15 protein-coding genes are annotated in these 20,268 nt (G+C 49.4%); 13 read left to right on the top strand and 2 right to left on the bottom strand.

Going from position 1 to position 20,268, the window contains the following annotated elements:
• Positions 1 to 27 precede the first annotated feature (27 nt).
• Positions 28 to 2,121 carry an excinuclease ABC subunit UvrB gene (gene uvrB / locus AXX12_RS10745; protein ID WP_066242136.1) on the top strand — a complete coding sequence of 698 codons (2,094 nt, stop codon included), beginning with the start codon at positions 28 to 30 and terminating at the stop codon, positions 2,119 to 2,121.
• A gap of 196 nt (positions 2,122 to 2,317) precedes the next feature.
• On the top strand, positions 2,318 to 5,137 hold the full coding sequence (gene uvrA / locus AXX12_RS10750) for an excinuclease ABC subunit UvrA (protein ID WP_066242139.1): 2,820 nt from the start codon (positions 2,318 to 2,320) through the stop codon (positions 5,135 to 5,137).
• An 87-nt stretch (positions 5,138 to 5,224) separates the two neighbouring features.
• Here uvrA and AXX12_RS10755 read toward each other — a convergent pair whose 3' ends face one another.
• Positions 5,225 to 7,093 carry a sigma 54-interacting transcriptional regulator gene (locus tag AXX12_RS10755; RefSeq protein ID WP_066242141.1) on the bottom strand — a complete coding sequence of 623 codons (1,869 nt, stop codon included), beginning with the start codon at positions 7,091 to 7,093 and terminating at the stop codon, positions 5,225 to 5,227.
• A gap of 309 nt (positions 7,094 to 7,402) precedes the next feature.
• Between AXX12_RS10755 and AXX12_RS10760 the strand changes: the two genes are divergently transcribed.
• The 9 genes from AXX12_RS10760 to rd all read left to right on the top strand — a co-directional run bounded on the left by AXX12_RS10760 (position 7,403) and on the right by rd (position 17,576).
• Positions 7,403 to 8,794 carry an anion permease gene (locus AXX12_RS10760; protein WP_156478657.1) on the top strand — a complete coding sequence of 464 codons (1,392 nt, stop codon included), beginning with the start codon at positions 7,403 to 7,405 and terminating at the stop codon, positions 8,792 to 8,794.
• A gap of 35 nt (positions 8,795 to 8,829) precedes the next feature.
• The gene (locus AXX12_RS10765; RefSeq protein WP_066242145.1) at positions 8,830 to 10,083 is read left to right on the top strand and encodes a 3-isopropylmalate dehydratase large subunit; all 1,254 of its coding nucleotides are present in this window, start codon (positions 8,830 to 8,832) and stop codon (positions 10,081 to 10,083) included.
• A gap of 13 nt (positions 10,084 to 10,096) precedes the next feature.
• Positions 10,097 to 10,603 carry a 3-isopropylmalate dehydratase small subunit gene (locus AXX12_RS10770; RefSeq protein WP_066242147.1) on the top strand — a complete coding sequence of 169 codons (507 nt, stop codon included), beginning with the start codon at positions 10,097 to 10,099 and terminating at the stop codon, positions 10,601 to 10,603.
• 232 nt (positions 10,604 to 10,835) lie between these two features.
• Complete coding sequence (locus tag AXX12_RS10775) at positions 10,836 to 11,939, top strand: PrpR N-terminal domain-containing protein (RefSeq protein WP_197470693.1); 1,104 nt, start codon at positions 10,836 to 10,838, stop codon at positions 11,937 to 11,939.
• Between the two features lie 331 nt (positions 11,940 to 12,270).
• Positions 12,271 to 14,091: an excinuclease ABC subunit UvrC gene (uvrC, locus tag AXX12_RS10780; RefSeq protein WP_082816807.1), complete on the top strand. Its 1,821-nt coding sequence runs from the start codon at positions 12,271 to 12,273 to the stop codon at positions 14,089 to 14,091.
• Positions 14,092 to 14,098: 7 nt separating this feature from the next.
• Positions 14,099 to 14,707: a molybdenum cofactor guanylyltransferase gene (mobA, locus tag AXX12_RS10785; RefSeq protein WP_066242148.1), complete on the top strand. Its 609-nt coding sequence runs from the start codon at positions 14,099 to 14,101 to the stop codon at positions 14,705 to 14,707.
• Positions 14,708 to 15,668: 961 nt separating this feature from the next.
• Entirely contained in the window at positions 15,669 to 16,223 is a 555-nt protein-coding gene (locus AXX12_RS10790) for a LemA family protein (protein WP_066242151.1), read from the top strand.
• Positions 16,224 to 16,429: 206 nt separating this feature from the next.
• Entirely contained in the window at positions 16,430 to 17,194 is a 765-nt protein-coding gene (locus AXX12_RS10795; RefSeq protein WP_066242152.1) for a TPM domain-containing protein, read from the top strand.
• A gap of 223 nt (positions 17,195 to 17,417) precedes the next feature.
• On the top strand, positions 17,418 to 17,576 hold the full coding sequence (rd, locus tag AXX12_RS10800; RefSeq protein WP_066242153.1) for a rubredoxin: 159 nt from the start codon (positions 17,418 to 17,420) through the stop codon (positions 17,574 to 17,576).
• A gap of 417 nt (positions 17,577 to 17,993) precedes the next feature.
• Here rd and AXX12_RS10805 read toward each other — a convergent pair whose 3' ends face one another.
• Entirely contained in the window at positions 17,994 to 18,533 is a 540-nt protein-coding gene (locus AXX12_RS10805; RefSeq protein ID WP_066242156.1) for a DUF3231 family protein, read from the bottom strand.
• 140 nt (positions 18,534 to 18,673) lie between these two features.
• Between AXX12_RS10805 and AXX12_RS10810 the strand changes: the two genes are divergently transcribed.
• A complete protein-coding gene (locus AXX12_RS10810; RefSeq protein ID WP_066242158.1) occupies positions 18,674 to 19,693 on the top strand; it encodes an alpha-hydroxy-acid oxidizing protein in 1,020 nt (339 codons plus the stop codon).
• A gap of 9 nt (positions 19,694 to 19,702) precedes the next feature.
• Positions 19,703 to 20,203, top strand: coding sequence for a methylated-DNA--[protein]-cysteine S-methyltransferase (locus tag AXX12_RS10815; protein WP_231881866.1), 501 nt, complete (start codon positions 19,703 to 19,705; stop codon positions 20,201 to 20,203).
• Positions 20,204 to 20,268 lie beyond the last annotated feature (65 nt).

The following is a 20,268-nucleotide window of genomic DNA, read 5'->3' on the forward strand; positions in this document are numbered from 1 at the left end:
CGGTTTGGTGATTGTAGGTGAAGCTACATGGCGGTTGTGCCTAAACTAAAAACAATATATCAAGAAGGCGGCGTCCCTTTTAAAGTCGAGGCTCCGTTTGTCCCGACCGGCGATCAGCCGCGGGCAATTGAAGAGTTGGTCGCCGGAGTAAACCGCGGCGACTGGGCTCAGGTGCTTTTGGGGGCGACCGGTACAGGCAAGACGTTTACGATTGCTAAACTGATTGAGCGAGTGCAAAAACCAACCTTGGTTATTGCCCACAATAAGACACTGGCTGCTCAGTTGGCTAGTGAGTTCAAAGAGTTTTTTCCCAACAATGCGGTTGAGTATTTTGTTAGTTATTATGACTATTATCAGCCGGAAGCGTATATTGCGCATACGGATACCTATATCGAAAAAGACGCGTCAATTAATGATGAGATTGACAAACTGCGCCACTCGGCGACCAGCTCGTTGTTTGAACGGCGCGACGTGATCATTGTGGCCAGCGTGTCTTGCATCTATGGCTTGGGTTCGCCTGACGAATACCGCGGCTTGGTGCTCTCGTTGCGGCAGGGTCAGACCCGCGACCGGGATGACATTTTGCGCAAACTGGTTGCTATCCAATATGAACGCAATGACGTAAATTTTGTCCGTGGTAAATTCCGCGTGCGCGGCGATGTGGTCGAGGTATTTCCCGCCGGCTATGCGGAGCGGGCTGTCCGGATTGAGATGTTTGGCGATGAAATCGAGCGGATTCTTGAAGTAGATACGATGACAGGAGAAATTCTGGCTGAACGCAAGCATATTGCCATCTACCCGGCCTCTCACTTTGTCACCTCTCGCGAAAATCTGGAGCGAGCGGTTGTCGATATTGAGGCTGAACTAACTGAACGCTTGGCTTGGCTGCGAGCGAATAATAAGCTATTAGAAGCGCAGCGCTTGGAGCAACGTACGAATTATGATCTGGAAATGATGCTGGAGATGGGTTATTGCAGCGGCATCGAGAATTACTCGCGGCACCTGACTGGCCGGAAGGCGGGCGAGTCGCCATTTACGCTGGTGGATTATTTTCCTGAGGATTTTTTGATTGTTGTCGATGAGTCGCATGTTACTATGCCGCAGGTTCGCGGCATGTACGCCGGCGACCGTTCTCGCAAGGAAAATCTGATTGAGCATGGCTTTCGCCTGCCGTCTGCCTTTGATAACCGACCGCTGATGTTTGATGAATTTGTCGAACGGATCAATCAGATTGTTTACGTGTCCGCTACTCCTGCTACCTATGAACTGCAGGCAGCCAGTCAGGTCGCCCAGCAGATTATTCGCCCGACCGGGCTAGTTGATCCGGAGATTGATATTCGTCCGATTCAAGGTCAGATGGATGATTTATTGGGTGAAATCAAAGAACGGGTCGCTAACCACGAACGAACCCTGGTGACGACTCTGACCAAGAAGATGGCTGAAGATCTGACTGAGTATTTCAAGGAAATGGGTATCAAAGTACGCTATCTGCACTCAGAGATTGTTACCATCGAACGCGGCGAGATTATCCGTGATTTGCGGGCAGGCGTATTTGACGTGCTGGTAGGCATTAACCTGCTGCGCGAGGGCCTAGACTTGCCAGAAGTTTCGCTTGTCGCGATTCTCGATGCTGATAAAGAGGGCTTCTTACGTTCTGACACTTCGCTGATTCAAACCATCGGTCGCGCTGCCCGTAATGTGCATGGACGGGTTATCATGTATGCTGATCGGATTACCGATTCGATGCGTCGGGCAATTGATGAAACCAACCGCCGCCGGGAAGTGCAGACCGCCTATAATATTGAACATGGCATTACGCCCCAGACGGTGCAGAAACGGGTCAAAGATTTAATTGAAACCACTAAAGTTGCGGAACAAGCAGCTCCCTATACGGCTGACCGCTGGAGTAAGATGACTGCGCCAGAGGCTCAGGATATCTTGGTCAATCTGGAAAAAGAAATGCGTCAAGCCTCCAAACAACTTGAATTTGAACGAGCAGCTGAATTGCGCGATATGATTGTTGAACTTCGGCAGAAGTTTGGCGTGAGTCTGGGGACGGCGAAGACGAAGGAAAAGGGAACGAAAAAGTCAGGGAAGATCGCCACGCTTCGCTCGCGATGATAAATACCCGGGCTTGCTTATGACGTGATGTATGGAATTTGTGAAATTCTTAGATGGAGCTGCGTTTAACACAAAGCGTACAAACATTGCAAAGTGAATAATATAAAAATCTGACTATCCCCTTTACTTGCGAACACATGTGTGTATATAATGAGAATGTATGTTCGTAACAACAAGGTGAAGAAAGGCAAAGAAATTGAAAGATAAAAACAAAATCATTGTCAAAGGCGCCAGGCAGCACAATCTAAAGAATATTGATATAGAGATCCCGCGCGACCAATTGGTCGTCATCACTGGATTGAGCGGATCGGGCAAATCGTCGCTGGCGTTTGATACGATCTACGCTGAGGGGCAGAGACGCTATGTTGAGTCGTTGTCGGCTTATGCCCGCCAATTTCTTGGACAAATGGACAAGCCGGATGTTGATTACATCGAGGGCTTATCACCAGCAATTTCTATTGATCAGAAAACAACTAGCCGTAATCCTCGCTCGACAGTCGGTACGGTAACGGAAATCTATGATTACCTGCGCCTGTTATTCGCACGCGCTGGTCGGCCGCATTGTCCGAAATGCGGTAAACCGATTACCCAGCAGACGGTTGAGCAGATTGTTGATCAACTGATGGCTCTGGGAGAAGGCGCTCGTCTAACGATTCTTGCTACCATTATCCGCGGTAAAAAGGGCGAGCATCAAAAGGTGCTTGAGGATATTCGCAAAGATGGCTTTGTGCGGGTCAGGCTGGACGGTGAGATCCGTGAGCTGTCGGATGATATTAGCTTGGAAAAGAATAAAAAACATACAATTGATGTTGTGGTTGATCGGATTATTATCCGCGATGCTGTGGAAGGCCGCTTGGCCGATTCGCTCGAGACCGCGCTGCGCTTGGGAAAAGGTGTGGTATCTGCACTGCTGGCCGATGGCAAGGAACTGACCTTCAGCCAGAATTTTGCCTGCGTCGAGTGTGGCATCAGTTTGCCCGAGATCGCACCGCGTATGTTTTCCTTCAATAGCCCTTTTGGGGCCTGTCCGGATTGCACCGGCTTGGGTAACAATATGGAGATTGATATTTCGCTGGTTGTGCCTGATGCCACTAAGTCGCTGATTGACGGGGCGATTGCGCCATTATCGAAGAATACCAATTCCTATTTCATGTGTCAGCTTGAGGCCGTTCTTGATGCCTACGGTCTTTCCCTCTACAATACCTGGGACAGTTTGCCGGCAGACATGCAGCAGATCATCCTGTTTGGCGATGGCGAGAAGCGTTACAGCTTTACTTATGAAAATATGTATGGTGAAGAGCGGACCTACCATACCGCCTTCGAGGGCGCGGTGCCGCTGTTGAATCGCAGATACCGCGAGACCAACTCAGACTGGTCGCGGGAAGAAATCGAAGAATTTATGAGTTCCAAACCGTGTCCTACCTGCAAAGGAGCCAGACTGAAGCCAGAGTCTCTGTCAGTGTTAGTGGGTGGGAAAAACATCTATGATGTGACTCGGTTGACCATTGCCGATGGATATGACTTTTTTGAGAACCTGCAATTAACTGAGCGTGAACAAACCATTGCCCGCCAAATACTCAAAGAAATTAAGGCCAGGCTGGGTTTTTTGATTAATGTCGGTCTGGATTATCTTTCACTTGATCGCGAGGCAGGCACTCTATCCGGCGGTGAAGCGCAACGTATCCGGCTGGCCACTCAAATTGGCTCCGGCTTGGTTGGCGTGCTCTATATTTTGGACGAGCCCAGTATCGGTCTGCACCAACGCGACAACCAAAGACTGCTGTCAACACTCGAACGACTGCGCAACCTGGGGAATACTTTGCTAGTGGTCGAACACGATGAAGACACGATGCGGGCTGCTGACCATATTATCGATATCGGACCGATGGCCGGAGCGGCCGGTGGGCATGTGGTGGCCCAGGGAACGATTGCTGATATTATCGCTGTTGAAGAATCGATTACCGGCCAATATTTGTCAGGCAAGAAGAAGATCCCTGTGCCGGAGGTCAGACGCCAACCGAATGGTAAGTGGCTGACAGTGGCAGGAGCGAGAGAAAACAACTTAAAAAATATTGATGTGGCGTTTCCATTGGGCTTGTTCACTGCCGTTACCGGCGTGTCCGGATCTGGCAAAAGTACGCTGGTGAATGAGATCCTGTTCAAGGGACTGGCCAACCGGCTATATGGCGGCAGGCAGCGCCCGGGCGACCATGACACCATTCATGGCCTTGAGTATATTGACAAGATTATTGATATTGATCAGTCGCCGATCGGTCGCACGCCACGCTCCAATCCAGCGACTTATACTGGCCTGTTTGACACGATTCGCGAGGTGTTCAGTCAAACGTCAGAAGCGAAAATGCGAGGTTACAAGCCAGGTCGCTTCAGTTTCAACGTGCGGGGCGGCCGTTGCGAAGCCTGCAAAGGTGATGGCATCATCAAGATTGAAATGCACTTTTTACCAGATGTTTATGTCCCCTGCGAAGTCTGCAAAGGGGCTCGCTATAATCGCGAAACCTTGGAAGTGCGTTATAAAGGCAAGACGATTTCGCAGGTACTGGATATGGTAGTTGACGAAGCGGTTGAGTTTTTCCGGAACATTCCTAAGCTTAACCGAAAACTGCAAATTTTGCAGGATGTCGGCCTTGGTTACATCAAGCTGGGCCAACCAGCAACCACTCTGTCAGGTGGTGAGGCGCAGCGGGTCAAGCTCAGCACAGAATTGGCCAGACGCAGCACAGGCAAGACGCTGTACATCTTGGATGAGCCGACAACCGGCCTGCACACAGCCGATATTCACCGTTTACTCGAAGTATTGCAGCGGCTGGTGGACGGCGGTGACAGCGTTGTCGTCATCGAACACAATCTGGATGTTATCAAAACAGCCGACTATTGTATCGACCTTGGACCAGAAGGCGGCCAGCGCGGCGGCATGGTAGTCGCCAAAGGCACACCTGAGGAGATTGCGGCAACTGAGGCTTCGTATACAGGGAAGTTTTTGAAGCCACTGTTATAGACGAGCATCTCGAAAGAGCGCGAAGTAACGAGAAGGGGGCCGGTTCTTTGCATCATTAATGATGCAAAGAACCGGCCCCTGTCTCGCTTAATTTAAACCTAGGCGTTTGAGTTTGCGCCAGAGAGTAGAGCGGCTTATGCCAAGTATTTTTGCAGCTTCTGCATATCTTCCTTTGGTCAAAGCGAGCGCTTTGCGAATTTCTTCTACTTCATTCGGCAGTATGCTAGCATTCAGCGGATTGCTATTGTCTTGATCTTCAAGAACTAAATTAATGATCGCTGCATTGATGATTTCGTGCTTGTGAACAGCGATTATCCGCTCAATACTGTTTTGTAATTCGCGGATGTTGCCAGGCCAGGGGTATTGGGTGAGTGTTTGAATTGCGGAAGATCCCAGCTTCAGGTGGCGTTTTACAATACCTGCGTGCTCCTCTAAGAAAAACTGGGCGAGGGATTTAATGTCGTCTTTTCGATCCCGCAACGGTGGAATTCGCAGTTGCAGAACATTTAAACGGTAATACAGATCAGACCGGAATTTATTCTCATTTACAAGAGTCTTCAAGTTCTTGTTTGAGGCGGCTATGATTCGAACATCGACCGGGATAACGCTGTCACTACCTAAACGCATCACTTTTTTCTCTTGTAACACCCGTAGCAATTTGCCCTGTGTGGGATACTCCATTTCGCTAATTTCATCAAGAAAAATAGTTCCGCCATGCGCTAATTCAAACAGCCCTGGTTTGCCCTTTGGGTTGGCGCTAGTAAAAGCTCCTCCCACATAGCCAAAGAGTTCGCTTTCTAGTATTTGGCTAGGTAGCGCCGCACAGTTGATAGCAACAAAAGGACCTTGGCGGCGGTCGCTATAGTTATGGATACTCTGAGCAAACACCTCCTTGCCAACGCCTGTTTCTCCTAAAATGATAATCGATGACTGGGTCAGGGAGAATTCTTTCGCTAATTCGATTGTTTGTTTTATTACAGCACTTGTACCGATAATGTCATCAAAGCGAAAGCGTGCCACATGGCCGGAAGCGTAAATTCGACGACGTACCCGAGCCTCCATCTGTTGGATCTGGGTTACATCTTGAAAGGTGGCTACAGCGCCGGCAGATCTGTCATTTACGATGATAGCTACTTTATTGCAGAGGACATCAACTTCATTAATTTTTAGAATTTGCCCTAACTCATCTTTTCCGGTATGCATGACTTGCGCTAAGTTCAACTCAGGCCATACATGGGTAATTCTTTTTCCAATCACTTTGCTGCTATCCATGCCAAGGATACGCTCTGCTATTGGGTTAAAAAAGCTAATGCGATACTCGCCATCCACGAGGATGAAACCTTCATATGCATAATCAAGGACTGCCTGAAACAGGCTGGTCTTTGTTTTTTCTAAGCTGCGTGCATGCGCAATTCGTTTTGCTTCCTGCGCCGCTTGCAGAATCCCTTCTGCGCCGCTATCAATCAACTCGAAGGGATAGTTGTGTTTTTGAGCAGCTCTTCCTGTAATAAAGCCGCCAATAACGACATCTACGCCGTCACGGAAAGCTTGCAAGACTTGGCCATCTGCTTCGTCTTCCGCATGAATGGGAAAACAGCGGATATCTACGCCTAAAATTGGACCCAGAAAGTCAATGCCGTGAAGGATGGACGGGAAGGATACTGCTCCGATACTTCGTCCATGCAACTTTGCCTTCTCAACGGTACGAATAATATCAAACCCGGTGATGGGAATCTCGACAATCGTTGCTTCAAGCCCAGCATTTCTTAGAGCGGAGGCGGTTCCACCGCGAGTGATGATAATTTCTGTGCCTTTTGCAATAAGAAATGAGGCGATAGCAACACCCTCGCTGAGCAGACCTTTTTCAATATGAATGTCACTGTGCTGAGTCTGAAATAACTCGTGGGCTCTCTCAAACATACTGATATCCGGAGCTAAAAAGGCTATGCGCGACATGACTTGCCTCCCATTGCCACACTATGCAACGTTTTTGATTTGATTATAAGGGGTTAAGTGATAGATAGCAACAGTGGGAAATGATGGACCTTGAAATTTGTTTGAAAGAATCAATAGCGGATTCATGGAATGGTGCAACGTATTGAAACGTTATTTTTGAAATATGAAGCAAAAAATGTTGCAGGGCTGTAAAATGATCTGACCAATGTCTTAAAAATAAGGTGAAAATACTGATAATTAACGATGGCACGCTTCTTGCAATAAGTAACAGAGTACTATCAGAATGGGGAGGTTGAGTTAGTGAATAATTTGACTCGTGGGCTTATCGTTCTTGCCGTTGGCGCAGTTATTTGGTTTTTGCCTGTACCGGCTGGTTTAAAGCCTGCTGCTTGGCATTTGTTGGCGATCTTTGTGGCAACTATTTTGGGTTTTATTTTGCAACCATTGCCCATTGGGGCGATAGCATTTTTAAGTGTAACTTTCACCGCATTGGCGGGAGTATTGAAGCCAGCGGAGGCGCTGTCCGGGTTTAGCAATGGCACGATTTGGCTTATCGTTTCAGCCTTTTTATTTGCTAAGGGCTTCATCAAAACTGGCTTGGGACGACGTATCGCTTACATGTTGATCCGCTCTATGGGTGACAGCACATTGAAATTGGGATATACGCTTGCTTTGAGTGATTTAATTATAAGCCCCGCAACGCCCTCCAATACAGCTCGTGCTGGCGGAATCCTATTCCCAATTGTAAAGAGCCTATCTGCTGCCTTTGATTCCGAACCCGGACCATCGGCTAGAAGAGTGGGTGCTTACTTGATACAAACTGCATATCAAGGGAACACGATCACTTCGGCCATGTTCATGACTGCGATGGCGGGTAACCCGCTAATCGCGTTATTGGCTTCAAAAACACTTAATATCAATATCAGTTGGGGGTTGTGGGCTACTGCAGCGATCGTACCTGGAATCATATCGCTCATCGTTGTTCCCTACTTCCTGTATAAATTCTATCCGCCGGAGATAACCCATACCCCGGAAGCTAAGACACTAGCGGCGAAAGAACTTGCACAAATGGGTGCTATGTCGTTGGGTGAGAAAATTGTTGCCTCTGTGTTTGTTGGCGCACTGGTATTGTGGAGCACCTCCCAATTTACAAAGATTGATGCGACCGTTGTCGCGATGCTGGCAGTTTCTATTATGATGATGACAAAGGTTTTGGAATGGAAGGATGTCCTTGACGAGAAGGGAGCGTGGGACACGCTTATTTGGATGGGTGCCTTAATCGGTCTGGCTGATTACTTAGCCAAGCTGGGCTTTATTCCTTGGTTTGCAAAAGCCGTAAGTGCTAGCATAGTTGGAGTTCCTTGGATGCAAGCATTTATTGTACTGCTTGTCATTTACATGTATGCACACTATGGATTTGCCAGCCTAGTGGCGCATATTACAGCAATGTATGCTGCGTTTGCATCTGTTGCTGTGGCCGCAGGCGCACCAGCATACTTAGTAGCTTTGGCCTTGGCGTTTATGTCCAATCTTTGCATGTCTCTTACCCATTACGCGGCAGGGCCGGCTCCCATTTATTTCGGCTCAGGCTATGTTGACCAGGGAACTTGGTGGAAGTTAGGTTTCATGGTTTCTGTTATCAATATGATCATTTGGGTGGGAATCGGATCTTTCTGGTGGAAAGTCCTGGGTTTGTGGTAAAATCAAAATGAGGACATATTTAGAGGAGGGTTATCATGCACGCAATTGAAAAAATCCTGGCCAAAGCGGCAGGAAAAGAATCGGTGGTCACTGGGGAAATTGTGAACTGTGTAGTCGACTTAGCCGGTATCAATGACCTATACCTGCAAACCGTACGCTCCTTTTTTGAGATGGGCGGCGTAAAAGTTCATGATCCCAGTAAAGTGATTATGTTCCTTGATCATTATGCGCCCGCTTCCTCAATTGTTCAAGCTGACAATCAAAAACAGTTCCGCGAATTTTGCTGGGATCAGGGAATCGATCTGTTGATGGACATTAACGAAGGTGTCTGCCATCAGGTTTTGGCAGACCGTGGATTGTCATATCCCGGCGAACTTATTGTGGTAACTGATTCGCATACGACGACCCATGGTGCGTTTGGCGCCTTCGGAACTGGTGTTGGCGCGACCGATTTAGCGATTATTTTAGCTACCGGCAAGTTGTGGTTCCGGGTGCCTGAGGTGATTCGCATCAACTTTGAAGGCAAACTGCCAAAGGGCGTTTATGCAAAAGATATTATTCTCCATGCCATTGGCGAGCTCGGCGCGGACTATGCCGTTTATAAAGCTGTCGAATTTACCGGTTCCACGCTAAAGCAATTAAGTGTGTCAGAACGGATGGCACTTTGCAATATGACGACTGAAATGGGTGCGAAGACCTGCTACATTCAGCCTGATGAGATTACCATGGAATTCCTGAAGGAAAAAGTAACCAGGAATTATGAAATCGTGACAACTGATCCAGGTTACCAGTATGCAGCTGAACATACCTTTGATGTATCCAAGCTGAAGCCACAAGTAGCAGCACCGTTTAGCGTGGATAATGTAGCTGATGTCACGCAATATATCGGCCGGAAAGTCGATCAGGCATATCTGGGATCCTGTACCGGCGGACGGGTTGAGGATTTAGCGATTGCGGCTAAAATTCTGGCTGGCAAACAGATTAATCCCCGTACTCGGTTGGTGGTAGTTCCTGCTTCTCGCGGCGTGTTGCTGGAAGCAATGGAAAAAGGCTATATGAAAACTCTGATTGAGGCGGGCGCGACTTTTGTAACACCAGGCTGTGCGTCATGCCTTGGCACTCATCAGGGGATGTTGGCATCAGGCGAAACCTGTATTTCCTCTACCAACCGCAACTTCCCTGGCCGTATGGGCCATACCAAAGGGGAAATCTTCCTTGGTTCGCCAGCTGCCGTAGCTGCCGCTGCGCTAGAAGGTAAAATTGTTGATCCTTCCCAATATCTTGACTGAGGAGTGTTGCATGATGGAAAAAGTAGCTAAAGGCAGAGCATTTGTATTTGGCGAGAATATCGACACTGATCAAATCTATCCGGGGCGGTTCGTCGAGTTAACTGATGTCGAGGATGTCGCGAAACACGCGATGGAAGGGGCGGACCCCAACTTCGTCAAGGAGTTTAAAAAGGGCGACATCATCGTTGCCTCAACAAACTTTGGCTGCGGCTCTAGCCGTGAGCATGCTGCAATTACCTTAAAAGCGGTAGGTGCTGGGGCGATCTTGGCCGATTCGTTTGGCCGCATTTTCTACCGTAATGCAATTAATTTGGGTGTACCACTGCTTGTTTGTCCAGATATCAGCAAGGTAGTTAATGATGGAGATATTGTAAGCGTTGACGTCGAATCAGGCAGAGTTGTGAATGAAACGACAGGCGCAACCGCCCAGGCTCAGCCAATGTCCGAGTACGTAATGAATATCTTAGCGAGCGGCGGCATAAAGCCACTGATTAAAGAGCAACTGGAGAACGCGAAGTAAAACAGGTCATTATACGGAGGGATCAGCAGCAAATGTTTTGCGGCTGATCCCTTTCGACATGTTGGTAATTCAAGCATAAATGCTAGATAAGTAACTGCCTAAAAGCTTAGGGCAGTTCTTTATCTAGCGAAAAATCGACAATGAATTCGGAATTATGTAATTAGTTTGTGTACGTAAAAGAAGATTTAGGATATAATTGCCATATGAGGAAAGGGTAGAACCTAATGGAGAAATGATGACGAGGGGGGCGATCACTATAGAACCGATTCTTTTTGTTGCGCCTTCACCGAAGATGGCGGAAGAGGCTAAACAGATTACTGCTGCGATGGGGATAAGTCTGGATATTGTAACGAGCAATATGGGGGACGCGAAATCGGTAGCTCTCTCCTATCCTGATGCGAAGATTATGATCAGTCGTGGTGGGACGGCTCAAGCTTTGAGGCAGTTGTCCGGCAAAACAGTAATCGAAATTACGGCTACAATATGCGATATTCTTGATCCAGTTCAAAGAGTTGCTATTGCGGGAGTAAAGAAAATAGCGGTTGTAGCGCACCAAAGTGTGCTCGCAGTCGTGGAACGGGACCTCCATGTCACGGAACTTGATATTTTTATGCGCCCGTGGCAGAACGCAGATGCTTTGCCAAAGATGATGGAACAACTATCCAAGGTGGGGGTTAGCGGTATTGTTGGCGATAATGCTGCCGCTAAAATGGCGAAAGAGTATGGAATGGTAGTTGAGAGTCTTGAATCGGGTTCGGATTCAATTAAACGATCAATCAATGATGCTGTTAAAATAGCCAGTGCGCAAGAAGCTGAGCGAATACGGGAACAAGAAAAGGCACAACAAATTCAGCGTCATGTGGCCAGTATGTATACCGCTCTCGAGCAGGCTGCAGCTGCTGTAGAAGAATTGGCAGCATCTTCCCAAGAACTCGCGACAACAAGCCAAGAGACAGACAACATTGCCAAAACAGCCTCTAGAGAAGCCAATAATACCACCGAAATAGTAGATGTGATTAGGCGTGTTGCTCAACAGACGAATTTACTGGGATTAAATGCCGCGATTGAAGCAGCGCGAGTGGGTGAACACGGGCGGGGTTTCTCGGTAGTAGCCGAAGAGGTGCGCAAGTTGGCGGCTGAAAGCAATCAGTCTGCCCGTACGATCAGCGAAATGGTGAATAAATTTCGCAACTCAGTCGAGTACGTTCAGAAGAACGTCGAAAATAGCAATGCGATCACTCAACAACAAGCAAAGGCTACGCAAGATTTAGCGGCAATGCTTGATGGAGTAAGGATGGTTGGCGAAAATTTACTGGCTTTAGCTGATAGCAACTAACCAGTAGATGGCTTATCAACAGCGTCAGGGCGTTGATAAAGGCCCATCTACGTTGGCACCCGCAAGGGGTATGCCGCCAACTCTAAGGCGCTAAAGCGCCAAGAGTTGCGCAATATCCCCGCGAACCAATTGCTAGCGTACCCTTTAGTACGCGTCACTGCTGGGTCCGCAGGGCCGCCTAGTATCTGGACCTTTCTGAAAGCCCTTGCAAATAGGTTTATCACAGTCTGAACGTCTAGAACTTCTGGACGTTACTTTTTTTGGGCTCGTTGCAATGGTATACTAGAGGTATGAATAATAGGTTATTACTTTTCTTCATCCGGGGTGACGTATGGATATAACAGATAATCTGGAACTCTCCGAGAAGCTATCAGCTCTGCCTGACCGTCCTGGCGTGTATCTGATGAAAGATGCACAAGGCAAGATTATTTATGTCGGTAAGGCGATTAACCTGAAGAATCGGGTTCGTTCCTATTTTCAATCGAGCCGCAATCATTCGCCGAAAGTTAAATCGATGGTTTCGCGGATCGCGGATCTCGAGACCGTGATTACCGCCTCGGAAATTGAAGCACTGATCTTAGAATGCAATTTGATCAAAAAGCATCATCCGCGTTACAACATCAGTCTACGGGATGATAAGAGCTTTCCCTATATCAAAGTAACGGTCAACGAGGAATTTCCCCGCTTATTTCCGACGCGACGGGTGCAAAAGGATGGGGCGCGTTACTTTGGACCCTACACAGATTCGGGCGCCATGCATGAGACGATTCGCCTATTGCGGCGCCTGTTTCCAATTCGGACTTGCCGTAGTATGGACGTGCCGCGGCCTTGTCTGCAATTTCATATTAAACGCTGCCAGGCGCCTTGCGCCGGACTAGTCGATATGGCAACGTACGGCGAGATGATCCATTCGGTATGTTTGTTTCTAGAGGGGCGCAGTGATGCGGTTGCCCGTAATTTGCGCATACAGATGGAACAGGCCGCTGACGACTTGCAGTTTGAAAAAGCGGCTCTGCTTCGTGATCAATTGGCGGCGGTCGACAAGGTAACAGAGAAGCAGAATATTGTCACCGGATCAGGTGATCATGATGTTCTTGGGTTGGCGCGTTCCGCTTTTGGCGCTTGTGTGCAGGTTCTGTTCATCCGGGCGGGAAAAATGGTGGGGCAAGAGCGGTTTTTACTGTCAGGCAGTGAACAGGAAGATGATGCCGCCGTCCTGGGCGCGTTTGTCCAGCAATACTATAGTCAGGCGAGCTTTATTCCGCGCGAGATTCTGTTGCCGTTTCCGTTGGCTGACCATGAACTGATCAGTGGCTGGCTGAATGAACAAAAAGAAGGCAAGGTAGAATTGGCAATCCCTAAACGGGGGACAAAAAAGGACCTGCTGGCGATGGCTGCGGGTAATGCGGCAGAGGCTCTGTCAGCCCAGGAGGCAAAGGCCGAAAGCCAAGAGGCCAAAACAACAGGAGCGGTTGCTGAACTAGGCCGCTATTTAGGTTTTGGCCGCGATCCGGTCCGAATCGAGTGTTTTGACATTTCGCATATTCAAGGGGCGGAAACGGTTGCTTCGATGGTCGTATTTGAACATGGCGAGGCCAAGAAAAGTGACTATCGACGTTTTAAGTTAAGAACAGTTGAGGGCAAGCCTGACGATTTTCGCTCGATGCAGGAGGTTGTGTCTCGTCGCTATATTGATTCAGACCTGGCCGGGTTGCCTGATTTGGTGATTATCGACGGCGGCAAGGGGCAACTGAACGCATCTCTGGCGATTATCCGGGGAGCAGGTTTAACGATGCCGGTGGTCGGCCTGGCGAAAGAGTTTGAACATATTTTCCGTGAGGGCGAGAGCGATCCGGTCATTTTGCCGCGTCATTCGCAGGCTCTGTATCTGGTACAACGTGTGAGAGACGAGGCCCACCGGTTCGCGATAACCTATCATCGCAAATTGCGGGCTAAACGCAACATGGTGTCAGTGCTTGACCACGTTGCCGGTATAGGCCCGAAACGGCGTAAGGCGTTGTGGGATCATTTCAGCAGTTTGGCGAAAATGAAAGCAGCGACTGTTGAGGAACTGGCGCAGACTCCCGGTATGACCCTCCCCGCCGCCGAGGCTGTATATCGATTTTTCCGTGAAAAGCCAACACGGGGGTGATGATAGAATGGGGGCTCTATTCTCGCGGAATCTCGTTCCTAGGCCTAGCGGGATCATTCTGGCGGGTGGTAAATCCAGCCGCATGGGCAGTGATAAGGCTTCTTTGACATGGGGAGACAGCGATATTCTGCACCGACAGTTAACTGTCTTGGCAACTGTCTGTGCTGAACTGATCGTGGTCAGCAATGAGCTGAGGTATATTCGCTTTCCTGCTGTTCGCGTTGTAGCAGATCGGTATGCAGACTGCGGCCCACTTGGCGGATTGGAAGCCGGTTTAGCCGCTGCTCAGCCAGGATTGTGTTTTGTTGTCGCTTGTGATATGCCATTTCTCGATGCTGGGTCTGTATCCTATATTAGTCAGGCTGCAAACGGCGTTGACGCCGCCGTGCCGCTGGTCGACAATCGCTGGCACCCGCTGTATGCGGCCTATCAAACAACCTGTCTGCCGGTGATTCGATCGCAGCTTAAGGCAGGGCGTCTGCGAATGAGTGAACTTTTGTCAATTGTTCGTGTGCGAACAGTTGCTGCTGAGGAATTGCTACCGTTTAACCGCGAATTGTTGATGCTGCAAAATATCAATACGCCGGATGAGTGGAAAGCAGTGCGGCGATTATAGTAGCCCTTTTCGAGTTTCCGAGAGAGGGCAGGAACAGTGGGTTGTTCCTACACCGCACTCTGCAGTTAGCGTGCTTCGCTCTCTAGAATTCCACTTATTTCATGGGTTAAAGGCTGGATTCATTGCCATACTATTTAGTGTAAAGGGTTTGTATCGGTCGAGCCAAGAGCATTGTCGGAGCGTGAGTTCTGGCCTTGTTCGGCCAACGATAGCCGTCGGATTCACGGTTCGGCGTCTGTCAGCGGGAAGACTGTTCCCTGTCCACTTAGTCTGTGCGTGACGTAGTTCGTTCTCTCACAGCGCGGATGGGTCGTGGTCGAGCCAAGATTGTCGCAGGTTCTGTAGAACCTAGTTCACAGGGTTGCTTCAGCCAGTGAGCTGTAGTATCTCCTGTAGGTATCTGCGGCAGTCGGTCAAAGGTGTCTGTCGGTTGTCACACTTCTCTGTAACCGGTTGGTTGCAGCGATTGTGGGGACGGGCTGTATGCCGGAGAGAAGATCGTTACAAGCCTTTTACGTTAAAACCGTTGATAAGGGTCCATCTGCGTTGTTGGCCCCGCTGACCCATTGCTAGCGTACATCCCAGTACGCGTCGCTGCAGGGTCAGCGGGGCCGCCTAGCATCTGGGCCCTTCTGAACGGTTTTAGGGGTTGTGGCGGAGTACGTTAGAGAACGACGTAAGCAACGTACGGAGCGACCTGAAAATATAAAAGCGGGAGAAGATTGCATCACTCCGTTCGCAATGACAATTTAAGGACTGTCATCGCGATGACGGCCATGGATGGCATAGCATTCGGGGTCGAAGCGCGGCGATCTTCTTGCTTTTCGCGTCCTGCCTGGCATTTTTTCTTTTGCAATGCGGCTAACATCGCGTTATTGGGCAGAATATGGTATAATCGAAGCGTGGCAAAATTGCGATCTTGTCACATTTTTAGTGAAAGACATAGGAGGTTATTTGTGGTATGAACAAAACAACGATAATTATTTTGGTTGTTGTGGCATTGTTGGCTGTGTTTGGCTTTTCCAGCTACAACGGCTTGGTCGGGGCCAATGAATCGGTTAATGGTAAGTGGAGCCAAATTGAGAACCAACTGCAGCGGCGCTCTGACTTGATTCCCAATTTAGTGAATACAGTTAAAGGATTTGCGGCGCAGGAAAAAGAAATCATTCAATCAGTGGCTGATGCACGCTCAAAGCTGGCAGGCGCGAATGGGCCAGCGGCTAAGGCGCAGGCCAATGGTGAATTGAATGGCGCACTGAGCCGGTTGTTGGTGGTTGTGGAAAACTATCCGCAGTTGAAATCTGACGCTAACTTCCGTCAATTGATGGATGAACTCAGTGGCACCGAGAATCGCATCGCGGTTGCTCGCCAGGATTATAATAATGCTGTTCAGAGTTTTAATACGAAGATCCGTTCGTTCCCAACCAATATGTTTGCCGGTATGATGGGCTTTGGCCCTAAGGAATACTTCAAAGCTGAGGAAGGGGCAAAACAGGTGCCGCAGGTTAAATTTTAGCGGCGCGGTTAGGAGACTAGGGGCGTTTTACCGCAGAGTACACAGAGGGAACGTTGAGTACACAGAGGATTTAGAGTGATAGTTCTATAAAAAAACGTAGCCCTCTGCGGGTACCTCTGCTTACTCTGCGTACTCTGTGGTTAACGAGTTCCTTAACTCTTTAAGACTGTAACTTAAGCAGCCGGCTTTGAGGTGGTGAACGACAGATGAAAAAGTGGCTGGTCTGGCTAATGCTTGCGCTGTTCCTGGTGTCAGGCACGGTAGCGTTTGCGGAACCTAAGATCCCGCCGAAGCCGACAACGAACATTTATGTGCAAGATTATGCCGGAGTATTATCTGGTGAAACAAAGTCTCGCATTCAGTCGTTAAGCAGTAACTTGGCGCAAAAGACAAAGGCACAGGTAGTAGTCGTTACTGTAAAGTCGATAGAGGGAGCGGCGCTGGAAGAATATGCGCTGGCAATGCTGCGGCAGTGGGGCATTGGTGATGCACAGTTAAATAATGGCGTTTTGCTGCTAGTGGCTACAGGTGATCGGCAATCCCGTGTCGAAGTAGGCTATGGCCTTGAAGGAAGGTTGCCTGACGCAAAGACCGGGCGTATCCAAGATGAATATATGATTCCCTATTTCAAAACAGGGGATTATGATAAAGGGGTATTAAACGGTTATCTGGCCATAGCTGGCGAGGTTGCCAAAGAGTATAATCTGGAGTTGAAAGCAGACGCCCGTCCTGGGCCACAGTCGCGTCCAGCGCAACAGTCAGGCGGATGGGATGATCTTCCGTGGTGGCTGAAAATCGTGCTGGGGGCTGGCCTGCTGGGGCTTGTCATCATTGACTGGATATTTTTCGGTGGTCGCATTACCTATCTGCTATTTATGCTTTTGCGTGGTGGTAAAGGCGGTGGCGGAGGTGGCGGTGGTGGATTTGGTGGTGGATCTGGCGGCGGAGGCGGCTCGAGCCGACGCTGGTAGAGGCTGTTACAAAACGCCCATCTGCGTTGTCACGACTACGTTTGCTTGCTTGCGTACCTTTATGTACACGGCGCGGCGCAAGCCTCGCTGTTCCTAGCATCTGGACATTTTCTAACAGCCTCTCTTTTTTAGGGTTGCGTGTTTTTACACGCTCTGGTAGCGGGTATTAGCCGGTGGTTAGTGCCAACGGCCGATATAGATTATACAGATTGGAGTGACAAATATGGAACAATGGGTTTGCGAAGTTTGCGGTTATATTTATGATGAGGCGGTCGGTGACCCTGATTCCGGTATTGCCCCAGGCACCAAGTTTGCCGACATTCCTGAAGACTGGGTTTGCCCGGTGTGCGGAGTCGGCAAGGACCAATTCTCCAAAGCTTAATCGGGCGTTGATAAGGACCCATCTGCGTTGTTGCACCCGAAAACTCATTGCTTGCGTACCCCCGTACGCGGCGCTGCTGAGTGTTCGAGTGCGCCTAGCATCTAGGCCCTTCTGAACGCCCTTGGGTGCGACGAAGACTAGGACGAAGAACCCCACTGCTGGCTTTTGTGCCGCAGAGGGGTTCTTTTTTTGATTTACGTTCCCGAGGGCGTTTAGAAGGGCCCATATGCTAGGCGTGACGAGCACGTGAGCGGCGGCGTACTGGAAGTACGCAGAGCGAACGCGCACAGGAGTAACAACGCAGATGGGCCCTTATCAACGTCCGCAGGAAGAAAAAGGGCCGGGGATGGTTATCCCCGGCAGCATAGAGGAGTGTATGGAGGGTGGGACAGCATTGCTGCCCTGACCCGGGGTTGGTTAGTGTTTGACTTTGTCGAGGTGTGGCAGCCAGCCGCGATTGAGCGCTAACTGCAGGATGCGGAAGTCAAAGTCTAGGCCTTCATCTAGACGCTTATGGTAGCCCATAGCGATATTGGGCTGATAACTCTGATGGAGTGCAGACAGGATAGCCATTTGGGCGGCTTTGGCCATGGTGGCGAGTCCTAACACAATTTCTTCATCAGTCATCCGGGCATCAGGCGGGATGTCAAGCGGCGTAGCCTGTAGTTTGCGTTCCTGAAAATAGAAGTGCGGTAGTTCGCCGCCATTATCCTGCAGTATCTTTTCACACACTTCAATTGTCGCTTTATTTTGTTCCTCTAGGGCTTCACGTACCAATAGCCTAAGCTCAGGGTCACGGGCATGGTTATACATAATACTCAATACGGAGCTGTTCATTCGCCCTTGGGCGATGATGCTATAGGCGGCAGTTGCTTCCAGATAGCTGGGAGCTTCTCTGTCAAACATAGCGCTGGTAACGCTATGAGCTTTGGCGTTAACCTTATCCATCATAGTCATGACGGTTTCCTCCTCGCTAGCGATAAAATGATTTCTTTTCACGGATAGCTTGGACCAAAAACCAAAAAATCATGCATTAGCAGGATTTTTTGTGGCCGTTCAGAATGTATACGTCATGACGATGAACGGGGGGATAATATATGGATTGGAAAACATTACGTACCACTGCGCGCGAGAACTTTAAAGGCGCCTGCAGGGTTTGCCCGGTCTGCAATGGGGTGGTCTGCGCCAGTGAAGTGCCGGGAATGGGCGGTTTAGCTACCGGAGCTTCGTTTCGTAACAATGTCAGCGCACTGGCAGAGGTAAAGCTGAGTTTGCGGACAGTTCATGCAGTATGTCAGCCAGACCCATCTTATTCCCTTTTTGGTCATCAGCTTACTTTACCAGTAATCGGCGCAGCTATCGGCGGCATTGCGTTAAACATGAACAACGCTATGACAGAGTCGGATTATGCACAAGCAGTTGTTAGCGGCTGCCGGCAGGCGGGCACTGTATGTATGACTGGCGACGGCCCGGTGCCTATTGTCTTTGATTCTGGTCTAGCTGCTGTTCGCGATTCCGGTGGTATGGCAATTCCAATTATCAAGCCGCGCGAGACGGAAAAGATTGTTGAACTGGCGAAGCGAGCCGAAGCAGCGGGCGCAATTGCTTTTGGCATTGACATTGATGCAGCCGCTCTGGTCAACATGACTAACGCTGGACAACCGGTTGGTCCAAAGACTAAACAAGACTTGGCATATATTAAACGTCATACCGCGATCCCGTTCATTGTGAAAGGCATTATGACTGCTGATGAGGCTGAAGCCTGCCGTGACGCCGGAGCTGACGCGATCGTGGTGTCGAATCACGGCGGACGGGCGCTTGACCATACGCCAGGCACGGCTGAGGTTCTTCCCTATATTGCTGAAGCTATTGCGGAAAGCCAGATGACAATTTTGGTTGACGGCGGTATTCGCAGCGGCGCAGATGTGCTGAAAATGTTGGCTCTTGGCGCAGATGCTGTATTGATTGGACGTCCCCTAGCCCAAGGCGCGGTCGGCGGCGGGGCGGAAGGCGTAGCGACAGTCCTCGCCAAAATAAAAAGTGAGTTAATAGCGGCGATGGTTTTGACTGGAACGGCGAGAGTGACGGATGTCTCAGAAGACGTAATTTGTCTTTAAGGAGCAATAATGATGCTAAATACCTTGTCATTGCACCATACAGCTTGGGGATATGTGGCAGCTGCTTGGTCGACGACCGGACTTTGGGAATTGACCTTTCCCCTGTCTACCCCAGAGGCGGCAAAGAGTTCCTTGCTATCGCTTGTTAGCACCGAGGCAACAGGCAAAGCAGTGAATTTACTTGATCAAGAACTGAAGGCATATTTCATAGGAAAACTGACTACGTTTACCACTGTAGTTGACTGGAATGGCTATACACCCTTTCGGACGTCTATTTTGCGCTACACCGCGGCGATACCATACGGCGAAGTCCGAACTTATGGTGAAGCAGCAATGGCGGTTGGTACGCCGCAGGCGGCACGGGCTGCTGGCGGGGCACTGCACAATAATCGCACGCCTATTATCATTCCCTGCCATCGAGTGCTTGGCGCAAATGGCAGTCTTGTTGGCTTTGGCGGCGGACTGGATATGAAATCAGCATTATTAAAGCTAGAAAAACAACCAGTCTAAGCAACGGTGTAATACTATTTATTACTTCGTATTGTCAGACAGGCCCAACACGGATATAATATATT

Source organism: Anaerosporomusa subterranea, from assembly GCF_001611555.1.
GTDB lineage: Bacteria > Bacillota > Negativicutes > Sporomusales > Acetonemataceae > Anaerosporomusa > Anaerosporomusa subterranea.

What these genes read in the sequence shown, in the direction of transcription:
- uvrB (WP_066242136.1), top strand. Translation starts at nt 28, where the DNA reads ATGGCGGTTGTGCCTAAACTAAAAACAATATATCAAGAAGGCGGCGTC.
- AXX12_RS10755 (WP_066242141.1), bottom strand. Translation starts at nt 7,093, where the DNA reads ATGTCGCGCATAGCCTTTTTAGCTCCGGATATCAGTATGTTTGAGAGA.
- AXX12_RS10765 (WP_066242145.1), top strand. Translation starts at nt 8,830, where the DNA reads ATGCACGCAATTGAAAAAATCCTGGCCAAAGCGGCAGGAAAAGAATCG.
- AXX12_RS10770 (WP_066242147.1), top strand. Translation starts at nt 10,097, where the DNA reads ATGGAAAAAGTAGCTAAAGGCAGAGCATTTGTATTTGGCGAGAATATC.
- AXX12_RS10775 (WP_197470693.1), top strand. Translation starts at nt 10,836, where the DNA reads ATGATGACGAGGGGGGCGATCACTATAGAACCGATTCTTTTTGTTGCG.
- uvrC (WP_082816807.1), top strand. Translation starts at nt 12,271, where the DNA reads ATGGATATAACAGATAATCTGGAACTCTCCGAGAAGCTATCAGCTCTG.
- mobA (WP_066242148.1), top strand. Translation starts at nt 14,099, where the DNA reads ATGGGGGCTCTATTCTCGCGGAATCTCGTTCCTAGGCCTAGCGGGATC.
- AXX12_RS10790 (WP_066242151.1), top strand. Translation starts at nt 15,669, where the DNA reads ATGAACAAAACAACGATAATTATTTTGGTTGTTGTGGCATTGTTGGCT.
- AXX12_RS10795 (WP_066242152.1), top strand. Translation starts at nt 16,430, where the DNA reads ATGAAAAAGTGGCTGGTCTGGCTAATGCTTGCGCTGTTCCTGGTGTCA.
- rd (WP_066242153.1), top strand. Translation starts at nt 17,418, where the DNA reads ATGGAACAATGGGTTTGCGAAGTTTGCGGTTATATTTATGATGAGGCG.
- AXX12_RS10805 (WP_066242156.1), bottom strand. Translation starts at nt 18,533, where the DNA reads ATGACTATGATGGATAAGGTTAACGCCAAAGCTCATAGCGTTACCAGC.
- AXX12_RS10810 (WP_066242158.1), top strand. Translation starts at nt 18,674, where the DNA reads ATGGATTGGAAAACATTACGTACCACTGCGCGCGAGAACTTTAAAGGC.
- AXX12_RS10815 (WP_231881866.1), top strand. Translation starts at nt 19,703, where the DNA reads ATGATGCTAAATACCTTGTCATTGCACCATACAGCTTGGGGATATGTG.